Annotated in this window: 14 protein-coding genes and 2 rRNA genes; 9 read left to right on the plus strand and 7 right to left on the minus strand. The window is 74.6% G+C overall.

The features are described from left to right. A 23S ribosomal RNA gene (locus LZF96_RS20015) occupies window positions 1-106 on the plus strand; the annotation flags it as partial. A gap of 96 nt (window positions 107-202) precedes the next feature. Next, window positions 203-319, plus strand: a 5S ribosomal RNA gene (rrf, locus tag LZF96_RS20020). 120 nt (window positions 320-439) lie between these two features. Here rrf and LZF96_RS20025 read toward each other — a convergent pair. The 6 genes from LZF96_RS20025 to LZF96_RS20050 all read right to left on the minus strand — a co-directional run bounded on the left by LZF96_RS20025 (window position 440) and on the right by LZF96_RS20050 (window position 6,829). Next, entirely contained in the window at window positions 440-970 is a 531-nt protein-coding gene (locus LZF96_RS20025; RefSeq protein ID WP_233874728.1) for a DinB family protein, read from the minus strand. Window positions 971-1,261: 291 nt separating this feature from the next. Then, window positions 1,262-2,572, minus strand: coding sequence for a DUF58 domain-containing protein (locus tag LZF96_RS20030; protein ID WP_233874608.1), 1,311 nt, complete (start codon window positions 2,570-2,572; stop codon window positions 1,262-1,264). A gap of 16 nt (window positions 2,573-2,588) precedes the next feature. After that, entirely contained in the window at window positions 2,589-3,554 is a 966-nt protein-coding gene (locus tag LZF96_RS20035; protein ID WP_233874610.1) for a MoxR family ATPase, read from the minus strand. Then, a complete protein-coding gene (locus LZF96_RS20040) occupies window positions 3,551-4,858 on the minus strand; it encodes a DUF4350 domain-containing protein (protein WP_233874731.1) in 1,308 nt (435 codons plus the stop codon). The genes LZF96_RS20035 and LZF96_RS20040 overlap by 4 nt, the downstream gene beginning before the upstream one ends. Window positions 4,859-4,860: 2 nt before the next feature. Further along, window positions 4,861-5,607 (minus strand): DUF4129 domain-containing protein, encoded by a 747-nt coding sequence (locus tag LZF96_RS20045; protein ID WP_233874613.1) that lies wholly within the window; start codon window positions 5,605-5,607, stop codon window positions 4,861-4,863. A gap of 4 nt (window positions 5,608-5,611) precedes the next feature. Next, window positions 5,612-6,829 (minus strand): glycerophosphoryl diester phosphodiesterase membrane domain-containing protein, encoded by a 1,218-nt coding sequence (locus tag LZF96_RS20050; protein ID WP_233874616.1) that lies wholly within the window; start codon window positions 6,827-6,829, stop codon window positions 5,612-5,614. A 127-nt stretch (window positions 6,830-6,956) separates the two neighbouring features. On the opposite strand from LZF96_RS20050, the gene mtnA reads away from it, so the two are divergent. From mtnA to LZF96_RS20085, 7 genes are all read left to right on the plus strand, one after another. Continuing rightward, window positions 6,957-8,279, plus strand: a complete 1,323-nt coding sequence (gene mtnA / locus LZF96_RS20055; protein WP_374203284.1) for an S-methyl-5-thioribose-1-phosphate isomerase — start codon at window positions 6,957-6,959, stop codon at window positions 8,277-8,279. After that, window positions 8,276-8,953, plus strand: a complete 678-nt coding sequence (mtrA, locus tag LZF96_RS20060) for a two-component system response regulator MtrA (RefSeq protein ID WP_233874630.1) — start codon at window positions 8,276-8,278, stop codon at window positions 8,951-8,953. Before mtnA ends, mtrA begins: the two co-directional genes overlap by 4 nt. Before the next feature lies 1 nt (window position 8,954). Continuing rightward, entirely contained in the window at window positions 8,955-10,805 is a 1,851-nt protein-coding gene (mtrB, locus tag LZF96_RS20065) for an MtrAB system histidine kinase MtrB (protein ID WP_374203281.1), read from the plus strand. 34 nt (window positions 10,806-10,839) lie between these two features. Further along, window positions 10,840-12,888, plus strand: coding sequence for an LpqB family beta-propeller domain-containing protein (locus LZF96_RS27140; RefSeq protein ID WP_233874632.1), 2,049 nt, complete (start codon window positions 10,840-10,842; stop codon window positions 12,886-12,888). Window positions 12,889-13,044: 156 nt separating this feature from the next. Continuing rightward, a complete protein-coding gene (locus tag LZF96_RS20075) occupies window positions 13,045-13,860 on the plus strand; it encodes a ComF family protein (protein WP_233874635.1) in 816 nt (271 codons plus the stop codon). Between the two features lie 549 nt (window positions 13,861-14,409). Continuing rightward, window positions 14,410-15,105 (plus strand): ribosome hibernation-promoting factor, HPF/YfiA family, encoded by a 696-nt coding sequence (gene hpf, locus LZF96_RS20080; protein WP_374203282.1) that lies wholly within the window; start codon window positions 14,410-14,412, stop codon window positions 15,103-15,105. Between the two features lie 382 nt (window positions 15,106-15,487). After that, complete coding sequence (locus LZF96_RS20085) at window positions 15,488-16,213, plus strand: response regulator transcription factor (RefSeq protein ID WP_233874641.1); 726 nt, start codon at window positions 15,488-15,490, stop codon at window positions 16,211-16,213. Window positions 16,214-16,529: 316 nt separating this feature from the next. Here the strand turns inward: LZF96_RS20085 and LZF96_RS20090 are convergent, their stop codons facing one another. After that, window positions 16,530-17,945 carry a winged helix-turn-helix domain-containing protein gene (locus LZF96_RS20090; RefSeq protein WP_233874644.1) on the minus strand — a complete coding sequence of 472 codons (1,416 nt, stop codon included), beginning with the start codon at window positions 17,943-17,945 and terminating at the stop codon, window positions 16,530-16,532. Between the last annotated feature and the right edge of the window lie 125 nt (window positions 17,946-18,070).

Raw genomic sequence — 18,070 nt, forward strand, 5'->3', positions numbered from 1 at the left:
CTTGATGGGGTAAGGCTCCCTGTAGACGACGGGGTTGATAGGCCGGAGATGGAAGCCCTGTGAGGGGTGGAGTTGACCGGTACTAATAAGCCGAGGGCTTGTCCTCAGGTGCTCGCGTCCACTGTGTTGGTTCTGAAACCACAACCCGGTCACCGGTCTGTAGAGGGGCTGGTGGGTTCGGTTGATGTGTGTTTCATAGTGTTTCGGTGGTCATGGCGAAGGGGAAACGCCCGGTTACATTCCGAACCCGGAAGCTAAGCCTTTCCGCGCCGATGGTACTGCATGGGGGACCGTGTGGGAGAGTAGGTCGCCGCCGAACAATCATTGAAGGAAGAGGGTTTCTTTTCCCGGTATCAGCCGGGGGAAGAAGCCCTCTTCTTTTTTGTGTTCCCGGGGTGTTCCCGGGGTGTTCCCGTGCGGAACCGAACCGGAGGAGAGACTACTGGCCGACCCTGCCGTCGATACGCTCCCGCAGGAGGTCGGCGTGGCCGTTGTGCCGGGCGTACTCCTCGATCATGTGGACCAGGACCTCCCGCAGTTCCACGGACTTCCCCCTCCCCGTGCCGATGACGCCGAGATCCGGTGCGCCGGCCACCAGGCGCCGCGCGAACGCGACCTCCTCCTCCCATCGCTCCCACGCCTCGGCCACCACCGCGGGATCGGCCGCGGCCCCGTTGAAGTCCCCGTCGGGGTCCTCCCGGTCCGGACGCCGACGCCAGAGCGGCGGCGCGTCCTCACCGGCCATCACCCGGCGGAACCAGCCCCGTTCCACGTCCGCCATGTGCCGCACCAGGCCCAACAGCGAGAGGTTGGAGGGCTCCACGGCCCGGCGGCTCAACTGCTCGGGGGTCAGGTCGGCGCACTTCATCATCAACGTCCGACGTTGGTCTTCCAGGTAACCGATGATCACGTCCCGTTCGCCGCGGAAACCGCCGTCGGTGCGGGGATCCTCCTCCCGGGGGAGGAACATGTCGGACCACCCGAACCGTCGAGGAGGAAAGGTGGAGACTCCCTCACCCGCGGGGTCCGCCCCGGTTCCGGCGCGGATTCCCGTGCCGGTGGTCGTGTCGGTGCCGGTATCGGGACGGGGCCCGCCGTCACCGTCGCTGTTCGTCATGGCGTGAAGCCTTCCCCGGGCCGCTCCGCATCGCCACGGCTTTTCGGGGGCACGGGGGCACGGGGGCACGGGGGCACGGGGGCACGGGGGCACGGGCGGGCTCTGCCCGGACCACAAGGGACGGACGGGGAGGCCACGGGCTCCTCAGAGGCGGCCGGCGGCCTTCAACGCCAGGTAGGCGTCCGCGACGGCCGGCGCCAGACCCTCCGGCGAGCCCTCGACCACGGTCGCCCCCATGCGGCGGACGCGGGCGATGATCTCCTCGCGCTCCTCCTGGTGCCGGGCGGCGGCCGCCGCCTCGTACACGCCGGACACGGTGCCCCGGGTACGGGCCATCTCCGCGACCCTCGGATCGGAGACGGAGGCGATCATCACCGAGTGCCGGCGCAGCAGCTCCGGCAGGATCGGCAGCAGGCCGGTGTCGGCCGGACCGGGATCCAGCGCGGTGAACAGGACGATCAGCGAACGGTGCGGGGCGGCGGTGCGGGCCGCCGCCGCCAGGCCGGGGGCGTCGGTCTCCACCAGGGCGGGCTCCAGGTCCACCATCGACCGCACCATCGCGGGCAGCACCTCGCGCCCCGAGCGTCCGCGCACGGAGATCCGGGTGTGCCGGTCCCGGGCGATCAGGTCCACCCGGTCCCCGGCCCGGCTGGCCAGGGCGGTCAGCAGCAGGGCGGCGTCCATGGACACGTCCAGCCGCGGGATGTCGCCGACCCGGCCGGCCGAGGTCCGACCGGTGTCCAGGACCAGCAGCAGGTGTCGGTCGCGCTCGGGCCGCCAGGTACGGACGGCGACGCTTCCCCGCCGGGCGGTGGCCCGCCAGTCGATCGAGCGGACCTCGTCACCGGGCACGTACTCGCGCAGGCTGTCGAACTCGGTGCCCTCACCGCGGACGAGCACGCTGGTCCGGCCGTCCAACTCGCGCAGTCGTGCCAGCTTGGCCGGCAGGTGCCTGCGGCTGGTGAAGGGTGGCAGCACCCGCAACGCCCACGGCACCCGGTGGGCGCCCTGGCGGGCGGCGAGTCCGAGCGGCCCCCGGGAGCGCACGGTCACCCGGTCCGGCCGCCGTTCGCCCCGGCGGGAGGGTCGCAGCACCGTTTCCATCCGGCGGCGTTCCCCGGCGGGCACCGTGAGACGGTGCCGGGTGGCGCGGTACGCCTCGTCGGGGTCGGAGAAGGCGCCCGGGGTCCAGGCGTCCCGCAGTTCGCCGCGCAGCGCGCGGCGCGAGGGGTTGGTCACCGTCAGCCGGACCCGGGCCTCCTCACCGGCGCGCACCGACTCCGCGCCGTCGCGCTCCAGACGCAGCCCGCGCACCGGTGCGGCGAGGGCGAGGTCGAGGAGGACGGCGAGCAGCAGCGGCACCGCCACGAGGAGGACGCCGTGCCACCCGGGCAGGGCGGCCACGACGAGCGCGCCGAGCGCGGCGATGAGGACGGTCCGTCCGGTGAGGGCCATGACTCGAACCGCCCGCTCAGCGGGGCACGGGGACGTGGGAGAGCAGACCGGTGATCACCGAGTCGGCCGTCACGCCCTCCATCTCGGCCTCGGGCCGCAGCCGCACGCGGTGGCGCAGCGCCGGCAGGGCGAGGGCCTTGACGTCGTCGGGGGTGAGGTAGTCGCGCCCGGAGAGCCAGGCCCAGGCACGGGAGGCGCTCAGCAGGGCCGTCGCGCCACGGGGGGAGACGCCCAGGGCGAGCGAGGGCGACTCGCGGGTGGCCCGGCACAGGTCCACGATGTAACCGGCGACCTCCGCGGCGACGGTGACCTTGCGGACCTCCTCGCGGGCGGCGGCCAGTTGGGCGGGGCCCGCGACGGCGCGGAGGCCGGCGGCGGTCAGGTCCCGGGGGTCGAAGCCGTTCGCGTGCCGGGTGAGGACATCGATCTCCTGCTCGCGGGAGGGCAACGAGAGGTTCAACTTGAGGAGGAAGCGGTCGAGCTGGGCCTCGGGCAGCGGGTAGGTGCCCTCGTACTCGATCGGGTTCTGGGTGGCGGCGACCATGAACGGCTCGGGCAGCGGGCGGGGGAGGCCGTCCACGGAGACCTGCCGCTCCTCCATCGCCTCCAGCAACGACGCCTGGGTCTTGGGCGGGGTGCGGTTGATCTCGTCGGCGAGCAGCAGATTGGTGAAGACCGGGCCCTCCTGGAAGGAGAACTCGGCGCTGCGGGCGTCGTAGACGAGGGAGCCGGTGATGTCACCGGGCATCAGGTCGGGGGTGAACTGCACCCGCTTGGTGTCCAGTTCCAGGGAGCCGGCGAGGGCCCGGACCAGCAGTGTCTTGGCGACGCCGGGAACGCCCTCGAGCAGGACGTGACCCCGGCACAGCAGGGCCACCACCAGGCCGGTGACGGCCGAGTCCTGGCCGACGACGGCCTTGCCGATCTCGCCGCGCAGGGCCTCCAGGGAGGCGAGGGGGCTGGACGTGGTCGGGTCGCTCACGGGGTCTCGTCCTTCGTGTTCGGCGTCGGGTCGGTTCGGTGGGCGGCTGCCGTGCCGGTCTCCCGGGGGCTATCGGCGGGGGAGTCGCCGACGGGGTCGGCCACCCGGCGTTCCAGCGCGTCCAGCTCATCGGCCAGGCGCACCAGCTCCCGGTCGTCGGCGGGGACCCGGGGGCCGTGCAGCAGGGCGTGCAGCGCGGCGACCGGTTCGCCGGTGCGGGCGGCGACGGCCCCGGCGAGGGCGCCGGCGTCCCGGGCGTCCCCCCGGGTGAGTCCCACGCGCGGTGCCAGCCGTCGGCGGGTGGCACCGCGCAAGGCGTCGGCGGCGCGGTCGCGTGCCCCGGCCCGGTGGTAGAGACGGGCGCGGCCCTCGGTGGTCTCGGCGGCCCGCACCACGGCGGGCAGCCGCTCGGCGACGACCGGTCCCAGTCGGCGTCCCCGCCACAGGGCGGCGAGCAGGGTGGCGATGCCCAACTGGAGGGCGGCCCAGCGCCAGGCGGGATCGAGGAGGGCGACGAAGGACTCGTCGCCGCCCCCGGGCAGGTCCTCGGGGACGGGCACGTACCAGACCAGCTCGGGGTGCGCGCCCAGCAGGTTCAGGGCGAGGGCGGCGTTGCCCTCCTCGGCGAGGTTCTCGTTCAGCAGCGGGTGGGGGGTGCCGAGGAGCACGGTGTCGCTGCCGTCGGAGGCGTCCGGCGGGGTGAGGAAGAGCAGCGTGGGCAGGCCCTCGCGCAGGTGACAGACCTCGGTGCGGGCGCCGCCGGGACGCTCGGCGTCGGCCCCGGGGTCCCAGCGCATCCCGCCGAGTTCGGCGGGGCCGGCACGGTGGGGGCCGTCGGTGCGGCACTCGGGGGCACCGGTCCCCACCTCCACGGGCTCGGCGGGGGTGACGCCGGGCGCGAAGAGGTCCAGCACCGCCGGAGAGGTGGGGGCCAGCAGCACGGTGCGGCCGGGAGCGCCGGACCCGCGGGCGTTGTGCAGCAGACGGGCGCTGTCGGCGCTCAGCAGATCGGGTACGACGACCAGGAGGGTGGTGTCGGGGCCGGCGGCCTCGGCCGCCTCCTCGGGACCGGAGACCTCGGTGGTCTCCACGCCGCGTTCGGCGAGGAGCTCGACGACCGCGTGGGCGCCCTGCGGGGTGGCGGAACGGGGATTGAGGTAGCCGCTCTCACCGGTGGTGAGGAGGGCGACCAGGGCGGCGGTCAACAGGATGACGGCGGCGGCCAGCAGCGGCCCCCGGGCGGCGTGCCACAGTCTGCGGCCGTCGGGGGAGACGGAGGTGACGGGGGCGCCACCGGTGGACATGCTCACCGGGCGGCCCCACCGCTCGGGGAAGCGCCGGTCGGGACTTCACCGACGGGCCGGGAGGGTACGGCGGGGCGGGCGGCGCGCAGCTCGCGGTCGAGTTCGTCCACCCGGTGGTGGTCGGCGGCGTCGGCGCCCCGGCCGCCGTAGGTGACGTCGTCGAAGGTGCGGGCGGCGGCGCGCAGCCGGTCGGCGAAGGCGGGCATGGGGACGGCTGCCTCCCGGGCGGCCTCGTCGGCGGTACGGCCGGGACGGGGGTCGAGCAGGGCGCGCTCCTCCAGGGAGCGGACCAGGGCGCGGACGCGTTCGCGCACGGCGAGGTCCCAGTGGCCGGCCCCGGCGTGTCGGTCGGCCTCGGCCCGGTGCTCGGCGGCGGTGCGGGCCGCCGCTCCCAGCACCTCGGGTCCCCCGGCGCCGCCGGCTGTCCGGACCGATCCCAGGCGCAGCCGCAGCGCGATGAGCAGGGCGAGCACGATCAGGACGATGAGCAGCAGACCGAACCAGCCACCGGGGGTGACCACGGTGACCCCGGTGATCAGGTCGGAGACGGTCTCCCACATCCAGTCGAAGGCCCGGCGGACGGGGCCGGGTTCGTGGCGGGTGTAGATCTCCTTCGAGAGCTCCCGTTCGGCTGCCTCGCGGGCGGGGTCGCGGTCGATGCCGACGGGCGGCTCGTCGGCCGAGCGCGGCAGCGCCCGCCCGACGACGGCCGTGAGCGGGTGGGCGAGCGCGCCGAACGCCCCCGTCATCCGCTCAGTACCCCGGCTGCCCGGGGCCGTCGGCCCCGGGGTCGTTCGGGGTGTCGAAGCCGGCGGCCCGGGCCAACTCCAGGTCCAGGGCCTCGCGGCGCATCCGCTGGTCCATGTACAGGAGCGCGGTGACGCCGGCGCTGATCGGCAGGGTGATGGTGGAGGAGATCACCGCGCCCGCACCGGTGATCAGCAGGTAGGTCCAGGTCATCTCGGCGCCGACGAACAGATTGGTGCCGCCGTTGGAGATGAACTCGGCGAGGAAGGTCAGCGGGAACTCGATGATCCCGGAGACGACGAGCACCAGCACCAGGATGAGCAGTTGGATGCCGAAGATCCGCCACCAGGAACCGCCCACCAGCTTCCACGAGCGGCCCAGGGAGGCGAACACCCCCTGCCGCTCGAGCATCAGGGCGGGGGCGGCGAGGGAGAACCGGATCCACAGCCACACGGCGAGGACCACTCCGGCGAAGAGACCGAGAGGGATCAGGACGACGCCGGCTCCGCCGAGGAGGAAACCCGGCACCGCGGCCAGCAGGGGCGGCACCGCCATCGCCAGGACGCCGATCAGACCGGTGAGGACGATCAGGCCGAAGAGGCGCAGCAGCCGGCCCCGGGACTCCGCCCACGCCTCGGCGATGGAGATCTCCCGGCCCAGGACGGCCCGGGCGATGACCACGGTCAGCATGGCGGTGGCGATGACGGACCCGACGAGGGTGGCGATGCCGGTCACCGAGCCGAGGGCGAAGATGTCGGCGAAGGCGTCGACCAGCTCTTCCTCGGTGGGGTCGGTGTTCCCCTCCAGCGCGCCGATGGCGGAGCCGTCGCCGAACCAGGAACGCAGCGCGAACAGCGAGATCAGCTGGATGAAGACCGCCACGGCCAGGGAGATGCCGAGGACGGTGCGCCAGTGGGCGCGGGCGGTGGAGACGGCGCCGTCGAGGATCTCGCCGACGCCGAGCGGGCGCAGCGGGATCACGCCGGGCTTGGGTGCCCACGAGTGGCCGCCCCAACCGGGGCCGCCGGGCGCGCCGGGACCGGCGCCCCAACCCGGGCCGCCGGGCCCGCCGGCGGGCGGGTGGGCGCTCCAGCCGGTGGGCGGTGTCCCCCCGCCGGTGGGTGGTGCGGAATTCTTGTCGAGGTTCGGCCCCCGGCCCGCCTCCGGGTCGTGCGGATCGTCCCCCGATCCGGATGATCCCGGGGAGGTCCAACGGTCGCTCATCATCGCTCCTTCACCGCATCCTGGCGCCCATCGTGCCATGTACCCCCTGCCGTCGGTGCGGCGGATACCGGTCCCGGTGTCCCTCTGTTCCGTTTCCGCCCGGCAGACTGTGCGGATGACGGAGCGGATGACGGGAAGCGGGGGCCTGCCCGACGGCGGGGGACCGGTGGATGGTTTCTCTCCGGCGCTGCGGTGGTTCGACACCTCCGGGGAGCGGGCCGACGGGGTCTACGCGGGATCCGACGGCGGGCTCGACGGTCCGGCGGTGGTGCTGCTGGACCAGACCCGGCTGCCGGCGGAGGAGCGGGAGCTGGTGTGCCGGGACGTACCCGCGCTGGTGGCGGCGATCCGGTCGCTGGCGGTGCGCGGCGCCCCGGTGCTGGGGTTGGCGGGGGCCTACGGGGTGGCGCTGGCGGCGGCCCGCGGTGAGGACGTGGAGGCGGCTGCCGGGCGATTGGCGGGGGCGCGGCCGACGGCGGTGAACCTCGGCTTCGGGGTGGCGCGGGCGCTGGACGCCCACCGGGCCGCGGTCGGATCGGGTCCCCGGGCCGGGGCGGGGGCCGCACTGGCGGCAGCCCGGGAACTGCACCGGGAGGACGCTCTGGCCTCTGAGGCGATGGCCGGGGAGGGCCTGCGGTTGCTGCGGGAGCTGTTGCCGGAGCCGGGGGAGGGACGAGCCGGTTGGCGGCTGCTGACGCACTGCAACACCGGGACACTGGTCTCCGGCGGCGGGGGCACCGCGCTGGCGGTGGTGCGCGCCGCGCACCGCGCGGGTCTGCTGGAACGGCTGTGGGTGGACGAGACCCGTCCGCTGTGGCAGGGTGCGCGGCTGACCGCCTGGGAGGCCGGACGGGAGGGGATGCCGTACGCGGTGCTGGCGGACGCCGCCGCCGGGTCGTTGTTCGCGGCCGGTCGGGTGGACGCGGTGGTGGTGGGGGCCGACCGGATCGCGGCGGACGGGGCGGTGGCCAACAAGGTGGGCACGTACCCGCTGGCGGTGCTGGCACGGCATCACGGGGTGCCGTTTCTGGTGGTCGCCCCGGTGAGCACGGTCGATCCGGCCACGCCCTCGGGGGCGGGGATCGTGATCGAGGAACGGGAGGGGGACGAGGTGACGACGGCGCGACCGGGGGTGCGGATGGCGCCGGAGGGCGCCGGGGCGTACAACCCGGCGTTCGATGTGACACCCGGGGAACTGGTGACGGCGGTGGTGACCGAGCGCGGCGCGGTGCGGTCGTCGGACCGGGAGCGGTGGGCGACGCTGTTGTCGGAGGCGGCGTCCGGGTCGGTGCCGGATACCGGCGGCCCGGCGGACACCGGGAACACCGGGAACACCGGGAAAAACAGCGCCGGACGAAACGGCGCGAACCAGGATCAGGACCCCTCGCGGGTCGGGAGGAAACAGGATGTCGACAGTCACGATCCGGCCAATGGGATGATGAAGCCATGAAGGGACGCGTTCTCGTCGTCGATGACGACACCGCTCTGGCGGAGATGCTCGGCATCGTCCTGCGCGGCGAGGGCTTCGAGCCGTCGTTCGTGGCGGACGGAGACAAGGCCCTGGCGGCGTTTCGGGAGATCAAGCCCGATCTGGTGCTGCTGGACCTGATGCTGCCGGGTCGGGACGGCATCGAGGTGTGCCGCCTGATCCGGGGTGAGTCCGGGGTGCCGATCGTGATGCTCACCGCCAAGAGCGACACGGTGGATGTGGTGGTCGGCCTGGAGTCCGGGGCCGACGACTACATCGTCAAACCGTTCAAGCCCAAGGAACTGGTGGCGCGGATCCGGGCCCGACTGCGGCGATCGGAGGAACCCGCGCCGGAGCAGTTGGCCATCGGTGATCTGGCGATCGACGTCGCCGGGCACTCCGTCAAGCGCGGCGGCAAGGCCATCTCGCTGACCCCGCTGGAGTTCGACCTGCTGGTGGCGCTGGCCCGCAAGCCGTGGCAGGTGTTCACCCGCGAGGTGCTGCTCGAGCAGGTGTGGGGGTACCGGCACGCCGCCGACACCCGCCTGGTCAACGTGCACGTCCAGCGGCTGCGCTCGAAGATCGAGAAGGATCCCGAGCGCCCGGAGATCGTCGTGACGGTCCGGGGCGTCGGCTACAAGGCCGGGTCCGGCTGAGGTGACCGAGTGGTCCCGTCGCACGGCCCTGCTACTGCCCGAGGGGGCGACCGGCAGCAGGGCGCAGCCCGCCATCCGGATCTTCGGACGGTGGGCCCGTGGGCCGTTGCTGCCGGTGCTCCGGCTGTGGCGGCGCAACATCCAGCTGCGCGTGGTGGTCTCGACCCTGCTGCTGTCGCTGGCCGTGGTGCTGGTGCTGGGCGTGGTCGTCATCGGCCAGGTCCGCAACGGCCTGCTGGAAGCCAAGCGGCAGACGGCGATCAGCCAGGCCGACGGCGGGTTCGCGGTGGCCGCGGACCGGGCGGATCGGGCCGTCACCGGCACGGACCCCGGTGACGGCACCCCGGGTCGGGCCACCGACCCGGGCGTGTGGCTGACCGGGATGGTCGAGCAGCTGGCCAGCGGCGGGCAGGGCGTGTACTCGGTGGTGGCGCTGCCCTCGCAGCTATCCGGCCAGCCGTTCGGCGGGGAGACGGCCGGCGGCGCGCCGCGCGGCCCGCGCTCCTCGGCGGACATCAGACCCGAGGAGAGCGTGCCGCAGGACATGCGGGACGCGCTGGACGGCAACGCCGGCACCCATCGCCGGTACGGCACGATCGTGCGCCCGGACGGGTCCACCCAGACGGCGCTGATCGTCGGCCGCCGGCTGACCGACAACCACGGCAACCCCTACCAGCTGTACTACCTCTTCCCCTTCACGCAGGAGGAGAAGTCGTTGGCGCTGGTCAAGGGCACCATCACCACCGCCGGGGTGTTCCTGGTGGCGCTGCTGGGCGCCATCGCGTGGCTGGTGGTCCGGCAGGCGGTGACGCCGGTGCGGATGGCGGCGCGGATCGCCGAGCGCCTGGCGGCGGGCCGGTTGCAGGAACGGATGAAGGTCAGCGGCGAGGACGACATCGCCCGGCTCGGCGAGTCGTTCAACAAGATGGCCCGCAGCCTCCAGGCCAAGATCCACCAGCTCGAGGAGCTGTCGCGGATGCAGCGACGGTTCGTCTCGGACGTTTCGCACGAGCTGCGCACGCCGTTGACGACGGTGCGGATGGCGGCCGACGTCATCCACGAGTCCAAGAGCGACTTCGACCCGATGACCGCCCGTTCGGCGGAACTCCTCATCGACCAGCTGGACCGGTTCGAGGCCATGCTCGCGGAACTGCTGGAGATCAGCCGCTTCGACGCGGGCGCGGCGGCCCTGGAGGCCGAACCGACCGACCTGCGGGACTCGGTGCGGCGGGTCCTGGAGGCGGCCGAACCGCTGGCCGGGCGCAAGGGCACCCGACTGGTGGTGCGCGGCGACGAACGGCCCGTGGTGGCGGAGGTGGACCCGAGGCGGGTGGAACGGGTGCTGCGCAACCTGGTGGTCAACGCCATCGAACACGGTGAGGGACGCGACGTGGTGGTGCGGTTGGCCGTCGCCCCCGGCGAGGACGGGGCGGTGGCGGTGGCGGTGCGCGACCACGGCATCGGGCTGGGGCCCGGCGAGGCGGAGCGGGTGTTCAACCGGTTCTGGCGGGCCGATCCGGCGCGGGCGCGGACCACCGGCGGCACCGGCCTGGGGTTGTCGATCGCGTTGGAGGACACCCGGCTGCACGGCGGCCGGCTGGAGGCCTGGGGTGCGCCGGGGCGCGGGGCGCAGTTCCGGCTGACCCTGCCGCGCACGGCGGACGGTCCGCTGGGCGGATCGCCGATCGAGCTCGAGCCGGCGGACGCCGGGCCCGGCGGAGCCCCCGGCGCGGCCGGTGCCGCCGCCGGCTCGGGCGCCACGGCCCTCTCCGCGCGGGAGGCCGGACACGGCTCCGGGCACGGACCGGAGCGGGGCGCCGACAGCCGGGAGGAGGCCGGCCGTGGGTGGTGAGGGACCGATTCCGCACGGTGGAACGACGGGACGCGTGACGAACGGCGGGGTCCTCCGGGCGCCGCGCGCCGCCCGGCTGCGCCGGCTGGGCGGCGCGCTCGTCGCCTGCGGCCTGCTGGTGGGCGGCTGTGCCTCGATGCCGGGCTCCGGGCCCGTGCAGCGGGTGGAGTCCGATCGGCGGGCGGACGCCGACAGCCAGGTTCGGGTCTTCGGCGTCAGCCCGCAGCCCGGCGCGCTGCCGCAGGACATCGCGCGCGGCTTCCTGGAGGCGATCACCAGCGACGAGGCGGACTTCGCGACCGCCCGCGAGTACCTGACCCCGGAGGCGGCCGAGGACTGGGACCCGATGGCGTCCACCACGGTGCTCGCGGACGGCCCGCTGTTGGCCGGCCGGCCGGCGGACCCGGCGATCGACGGCAGCGGCTTCGCGTTCGAGATCTCCGGCACCCGGTTGGCGGTGGTGGACGCGGGGCACGTGTACGAGCCGGAGGAGGGCGTCTACCGCGAGCGGCTGTCGCTGCGGCAGGTGGACGACGAGTGGCGGATCGACCGGCTCCCCGACGGTCTGGTGCTGGGGGAGTCCGACTTCCGCCGTATCCACCGAGGGGTCAACCGCTACTACTACGCGGACGCCGGCCCGGAGGCGAGCCTGGTGCCCGGAGCCTCGGGGGTGCTGGTGGCCGACCCGATCCAGGTGCGCAGCCGGGTGGACCCGGTGGGCGAGGCGGTCGCCGCGCTGATCGACGGGCCCAGCCCGTGGCTGGAGCCGGTGGTGACCACCCACTTCCCCGAGGACGCGCGCCTGGTGGGCGACAGCCGGCCGGCGCCGGACGAGTCGGGCGTGCTGACGCTGCGGCTCGGCGGGCTCCCCGCCGATCTGGGGCGCACCCGGTGCGAGCGGATGGCCGCGCAGACCCTGCACACCGTGCGGGGGGTGGGCGCGGCCGAGGTCACCGAGGTCCGGCTGGCGTCCCGGGCGGGGCGGGATCTGTGCTCGCTGACGGCGCTGGAGGCCCAGACCAGGGCGCCGGGGCTGCTGATCGGTTCCCAGGAGCGGCAGTACCTGCTGGACGAGGAACGACGGCTGGTCGCCATCGAGGACGAGGGGCAGCCGCGTCCGGTGGCCGGCCCGCTGGGCCGTGAGGGCGTGGAGCCGCGTGCGGTGGCGGTGCGGAGGGACGAGGAGGTGGCGGCGGCCGTGTCGGCGGACGGGGCCACTCTGTGGGTGACCGAGCTGACCGGCAACGCCGACCTCCCCGACGAACCGCTGTACGTCTCCGCCGGGAACGGCGCCGCCCCGCCGACCGCCCCCTCGGAGGAGGGCGCCGGGGAGGACGACCCGGCCGCCGGGGACGGCGCCGAGGGCCCAGCCGGCTCGGAGGGGGCTGAGGACCCCGAGGGGGTCGACACGCCGCTCGCCGCGCCCACCGGTGGTCTCACCACCCCGAGCTGGGACGGACTGGGCGACCTGTGGTTCGCCGACCGCGACGCCGAGGCGGTCTCCGGCGGTACCGGCGCGCTGTACCGGCTCCCGCGCGGCGGCGCGGCCCCGGAGGAGGTCGAGGTCCGCGGCCTGCGGTCCGGACAGCGCCTGGAGGCGCTGCGGGTCTCCTCCGACGGCACCCGGGTCGCGATGCTGATCTCGCAGCGCGACCGCACCGCCCTGTACCTGGGGCGGATCGAGCGGTCCGCCGGCACGGCGGAGGAGGCGGCCGACCCCGGGGACGCCGTCGGGAACGGTGCGGGCGACGACGGCACCGCGGTGGTGGTGGACGGCCTGCGGCCGATCGCGCCGCACCTGCAGAACGTGGTGGCCGTCTCGTGGGCCGGGGCCGGACGACTGGTGGTCGCGGGCCGGCCGGAGGGCGGCGTGGACCAGATCCAGTATGTGGGCGTGGACGGCTCCACGGCGCCGACGGCGCCGGTACCCGGCCTGAGCGACGTCACCGGGGTGGCGGCCTCGGAGCGCGAGGACCGGCCGTTGCTGGCGGAGTCGGCGGACGGTGTGGCCCGGCTCCAACAGCAGGACGCGCAGTGGAAGGTGGTCATGGCGGACGGCACCGGGCCGGTCTATCCGGGCTGACCGGCGGCTTCCCGCCCCGGGCGCGCGCCCGGGGCGCGCCGGGCGCGGAGGCGTCGGTCCCGACCCGGTTCGCCGGAAGGCCGAAACCGCTCGGATCGGCACGGCGTTTTTCCACAGGGGTGGCCCGGGTCACCCCTGGTCCGCCACAGTGGTGGGGTGCTCGTACCGGGGCCGCGATGGCCCGAGGAATTGGTCTCCCTGATGCTGCCCGCCGCCTGCGCGGGGTGCGCCGGGCGGGGCGCCCTGCTCTGCGGTTCCTGTCGGGGGTTGCTGACCCGGGAGGGGCCGCACCGGATCCGGCCGCGTCCCGAGCCACCGGGGCTGCCCCCGGTCCTCGCCGCCGCGGTGTACGCCGACCAGACCCGCGCGGTGCTGCTCGCGCACAAGGAGCGCGGGCGGCTCCCGTTGGCCGGCCCGCTGGGCGTGGCCCTGGCGGGGGCGGTGTCGGCGGCGGTGTCGGCCGCGCCGGATTGGGCCCGGCCCCGGCCGGGGGAGCTGCTGTGGCTGGTGCCCGTGCCCTCCGAGCGGGCGGCGGTGGCGCGGCGCGGCCACGACCCGGTACTGCGGATCGCCCGTGCGGCGGCGGCCTGTCTGCGCCGCTCGGGACGGGGCGCGCGAGTGGTGCCCTGCCTGGGGCGGGATCGGGCGGTGGCCGACCAGGTCGGGCTGGGGTCGGCCGAGCGGTGGGAGAACCTGACCGGCGCGCTGGTCGCCGGCCGTCCGCCCGCCTCCGCGGCGGCCGGACGGGGACCGGTGGTGCTCGTGGACGACCTGATCACCACCGGGGCGACACTCGCGGAGGCCGCCCGCGCGCTGCGCGAGGCCGGCTGGGTCCCGGGGGGACGGTCGCCCGGGGAGGTGGGGGACGCGCTGGTGGCCGCGGTGGTCGCCGGCCCGCCGAGCGGCGGCCGGCCCGGTACACCGGTCCCCGGACGGGAGCGGCCGGCGGGGGAGCCGGGGATGGTCCCGTGAACACCGGCGCCGGGTCACCGTGGCGGTGTCCGGTGTCCGGTGGCCCGGTCCCGGCGGTCCCGCCCGCCGCACGGGGCCGATCGGGCCTCTCACGGGCCGTTCAGCGGGTGCCGTACCCCCGGCATCGGAGGTATTTTCGAGGAACAGAACCTTCCACCGACGGTCCCGCGGAATCGGGCGCCGGAGCTGCGGGAACGGGGAGGCGCCACCCCCGGGACCGGACGCGGTGGACACTCCGAAGAGGGGTTGAGGGCATGGTGCGGGTTTGCCGCTTCGACCCCGGGTATGGAGTGACGTACCGGTGCGCGGGCGGATCCCCGGGACGTGGGGTTCCCCTCCCGTCCCCCACGGGGCCCTCCGCCCCCGCCACCGGGGAGAAGTCCTCCGGGTGGGTACCCGGAGGCGCTCGGAGGGATCCGGATCGAGGAGGTGGCAGCCGCACCCCGATGTAACCCGAGGGGAGCGCCGGAAGATCCCCCGGACCCCTCGGAGTCGGTGTACCAAGGGCGGCGACCGCCGGGAGCGGGCCGCCCGGGAACGGAGTTCTGCGTGGACATTGTCGTCAAGGGCCGCAAGACGGAGGTGCCGGAGCGCTTCCGGAAGCACGTGGCCGAAAAGCTCAAGATCGACAAAATCCAGAGGATCGACACGAAGATCCTCAGCCTCGACGTGGAAGTCTCCAAGGAGCCCAACCCCCGGCAGGCGGACCGCTCCGACCGGGTGGAGATCACGTTGCGGCACCGGGGGCCGGTGATCAGGGCGGAAGCCTCCGCCTCCGACCCGTACGGCGCCCTGGACCTCGCGGTGGAGAAGCTCGAGACCCGGCTGCGCAGGCGGCACGACAAGCGCACCTCCCGGCGCGGTCGCGACCGCATCCCCGCGAGCGCCGTGCCCGAGACGGTCATCGGAGCCGCCACCCTCAACGGCGACGGCGAGCTGGTCACGAGCTCCGCGGAGGAGAGCGAGGAGTCGCGCGTCCGACGGGTGGGACCGCTGGAGGTGGAGGGTGACGGGCCGCTGGTGGTGCGGGAGAAGACCCACACCGCCGCCCCGATGGCCCTGGACCAGGCGCTGTACGAGATGGAGCTGGTCGGCCACGACTTCTACCTGTTCGTGGACGCCGAGACCAAGGAACCCAGCGTCGTCTACCGCCGCCACGCCTACGACTACGGGGTGATCCGACTGAAGAGCGACCCGCTGGCGGACTCCGCCCCGCCGGAGGCCGGGGACTCGCTGGGCATCTGAACGGGGCGGGCGCCCGATCGGTCCCGGGCACCCCATGGGGCCGGCCCCCGGCGGAGGTTGTCGGGGACCGGCCGGTGAGTCGGTCGATCCCCGACAACCCCTTCCCGGACGCGGGCACACCCATGGGTGGGTGGGGTGCCGGGTCCGGGGCCGCCCGGTCCGGCGGACCTCCGCTCGTTTCCCGGTTCCGACTGTTCCCCCGGTCATCGGTGTTCTTCGGTCGTTCGCCGGTCGCTCTTCGGTCGCTCTTCGGCCCGGGGCGACCTCCGGGAACCGAGGGGCGGTGACCCGGGCACGGGCCGTGGAATCATGGCCCGTGCCCGATCGGCCTCCCGTGGTGACCGACCGGGGACGAGCCGGCTCACGGGGGAAAAGAGGGATCATGGTGAACGGCTTCGGCCCCGGGGCCGGCGGTTCGGCGTCAGGGGATTCCCGCGCGGAGCCGATCCGGGTCCTGGTCGTCGACGATCACGAACTCTTTCGTCGGGGCCTGGAGATCGTGCTCGCCCACGAGCCGGACATCCTGGTGGTGGGCGAGGCGGGGGATGGGGCGGAGGCCGTGGAGAAGGCCGCCGACCTGCTGCCGGACATCGTGCTGATGGACGTGCGGATGCCCCGCCGGGGCGGGATCGAGGCCTGCACCTCCATCAAGGAGGTGGCCCCCAGTGCCCGGATCATCATGCTGACGATCAGTGACGAGGAGGCCGACCTCTACGAGGCGATCAAGGCGGGCGCCACCGGTTACCTGCTGAAGGAGATCTCCACCGACGAGGTCACCGCCGCGATCCGGGCGGTCGCCGACGGGCAGTCCCAGATCAGCCCCTCGATGGCGGTGAAACTGCTCACCGAGTTCAAGGCGATGGTCCAGCGCACCGGGGAGGAGCAGCGACTGGTGCCGGCGCCCCGACTGACCTCCCGCGAGCTCGAGGTCCTCAAGCTCGTCGCCACCGGGAAGAACAACCGGGAGATCGCCCGGGATCTCTACATCAGCGAGAACACCGTCAAGAACCACGTCCGGAACATCCTGGAGAAGCTGCAACTGCACTCCCGGATGGAGGCCGTGGTCTACGCGGTGCGGGAGAAGATCCTCGATCTCGAGGGTGGCTGACGCGCCGGCCCGCCACCGTTTCCCCGTTCCGGCCCGGCACCCCACCGCCGGGCCCCACGGCCGTCCCGCGCCTATCCGGTTCCGCGCCGGCCCGTGTTCGCCCCGGGCCCGTGTTCGTCCCGGGCCGTGGGCGGGGTCCGTGCCGGTCCGATCCCGGGGTCGTGCTCACGGTGCCGGTCCCGGGTCACCCCGGTTCGGTGGCGTCCCGGGGAACCCGCGGGCCACAAGCAGCCGCGGCTTCGCGCCGGCCTCGTCCCGCGGGGGTCCTGTCCCACCCCGGGGGCCACGCCGCCGTGACCCCCGGGGTGGTGCCCGCTCAGCGGACCCCGCCCGAGGGGAGGTCGGTCGGCTCCCCGATCGCGTGCGCCCCGAGCGCCTCCACCAGCGCCGGAGCCGCGGCGGCCGGGACCACCCGCTCCACCCGGATCCGCTCGGCCCCCACCCAGCTCGCGGCCTCGCGCAGCGCGGTCGCCACCGCCGGAGCCGACCGTCGCGCGACGGCGGGGGTGCCCTCGAAGCCGACCCGCCGGGCGACCAGCACCCCGCCGCGCTCGCGCGCGGGATCCACCCGGGCGACCAGCCGTCCGCCGGCGAGCACCGGCATCGCGAAGTAACCGTGCACCCGCTTCTCCTTCGGGGTGTAGGCCTCGAGCCGGTGCGCCATGCCGAAGATCCGTTCGGTGCGGCGGCGGTCCCAGATCAGGGAGTCGAAGGGGGAGAGCAGGGTGGTGCGGTGCCGGCCGCGCGGGGTCTCCCGCAGCGCGACCGGGTCCGCCCACGCCGGTTCGCGCCAGCCCTCCACCGCCACCGGCACCAGATCGGTGTCGGGCAGCGCCCCGGTGACGGAGGCGATGCCCAGGCGGTGCTGATCGGCCAGGTCGGCGACGGTCGCCACCCCCAGCGCCCGCCCCGCGCGGCCCACCAGCTCCCGCACACAGGCGTCGTCGTCCAGATCGTCGTGGAACAGCTCGCCGGGAACGGCCCGCTCGGCGAGCTCGTAGACCCGCTTCCAGCCGCGCCGCTCGCGGCAGACCACCTCGCCGACGTCCAGCAGCCACTCCACGGCGATCTTCGTCTGCGACCAGTCCCACCACGGCCCGCCGCGCTTGGCACCGCCCAACTCGGTGGCGGTCAACGGCCCCTCGGCGGCGAGACGTTCCCGGACCGTCGCGAGGGCGGAGGCGGAGTCCTCCAGCTGATGCCAGCGGTAACCGCGGCCGCGACGGGCCCGACGGCGGAAGGCGAACAGCGGCCAGTCCTCGATCGGGAGGATGCAGGCCGCGTGCGACCAGTACTCGAAGGAGTGGCCCGGCGTCCAGTAGGCGGCCTCCACGGTTGGGCGGCCGACGGCGCCCAACCGGGCGTAGGGGACCAGTTCGTGGGAGCGGGCCAGCACCGAGATGGTGTCCAGCTGCACCGCGCCCAGATCGCGCAACATGCCGTGCACGCCCGCACGGTGGTCGGGCGCGCCGAGCAGGCCCTGGGCACGCAGCGCGAGGCGGCGGGCGTCGTCCGCCGACAGCTCCGCCTCCGGCGCGCTGCCGCGCCCCGCCCGGCGGGCCCCGGTCGGGACGGCGTCGGGCCGGGGGCCGTCGGGAGTGCCGTCCGGTTCGGCTCGCCCGCCGGCCGGCGGCGTGGTCGGGCCGGGCCCGGCGTCGTTCCGGGCGTCGGGTCCGGTGGCGGTCTCGGAGTGCGGGCGGGGGGCGGGTACCCCGGGCGGGATGCGGGACATGACCGGATCGTAGGGCCGACCGCCGACAGTCACCGACAGTGCCCACCGGTCGCCTCCGGAGCGTCCGTTGTGATCGTCCCGTCACGGCGGGCGTCACGGCACTGACACCTCGTCCCGCCCTCGCA

Source organism: Streptomyces sp. ST2-7A (assembly GCF_021390475.1).
Lineage (GTDB): Bacteria > Actinomycetota > Actinomycetes > Streptomycetales > Streptomycetaceae > Streptomyces.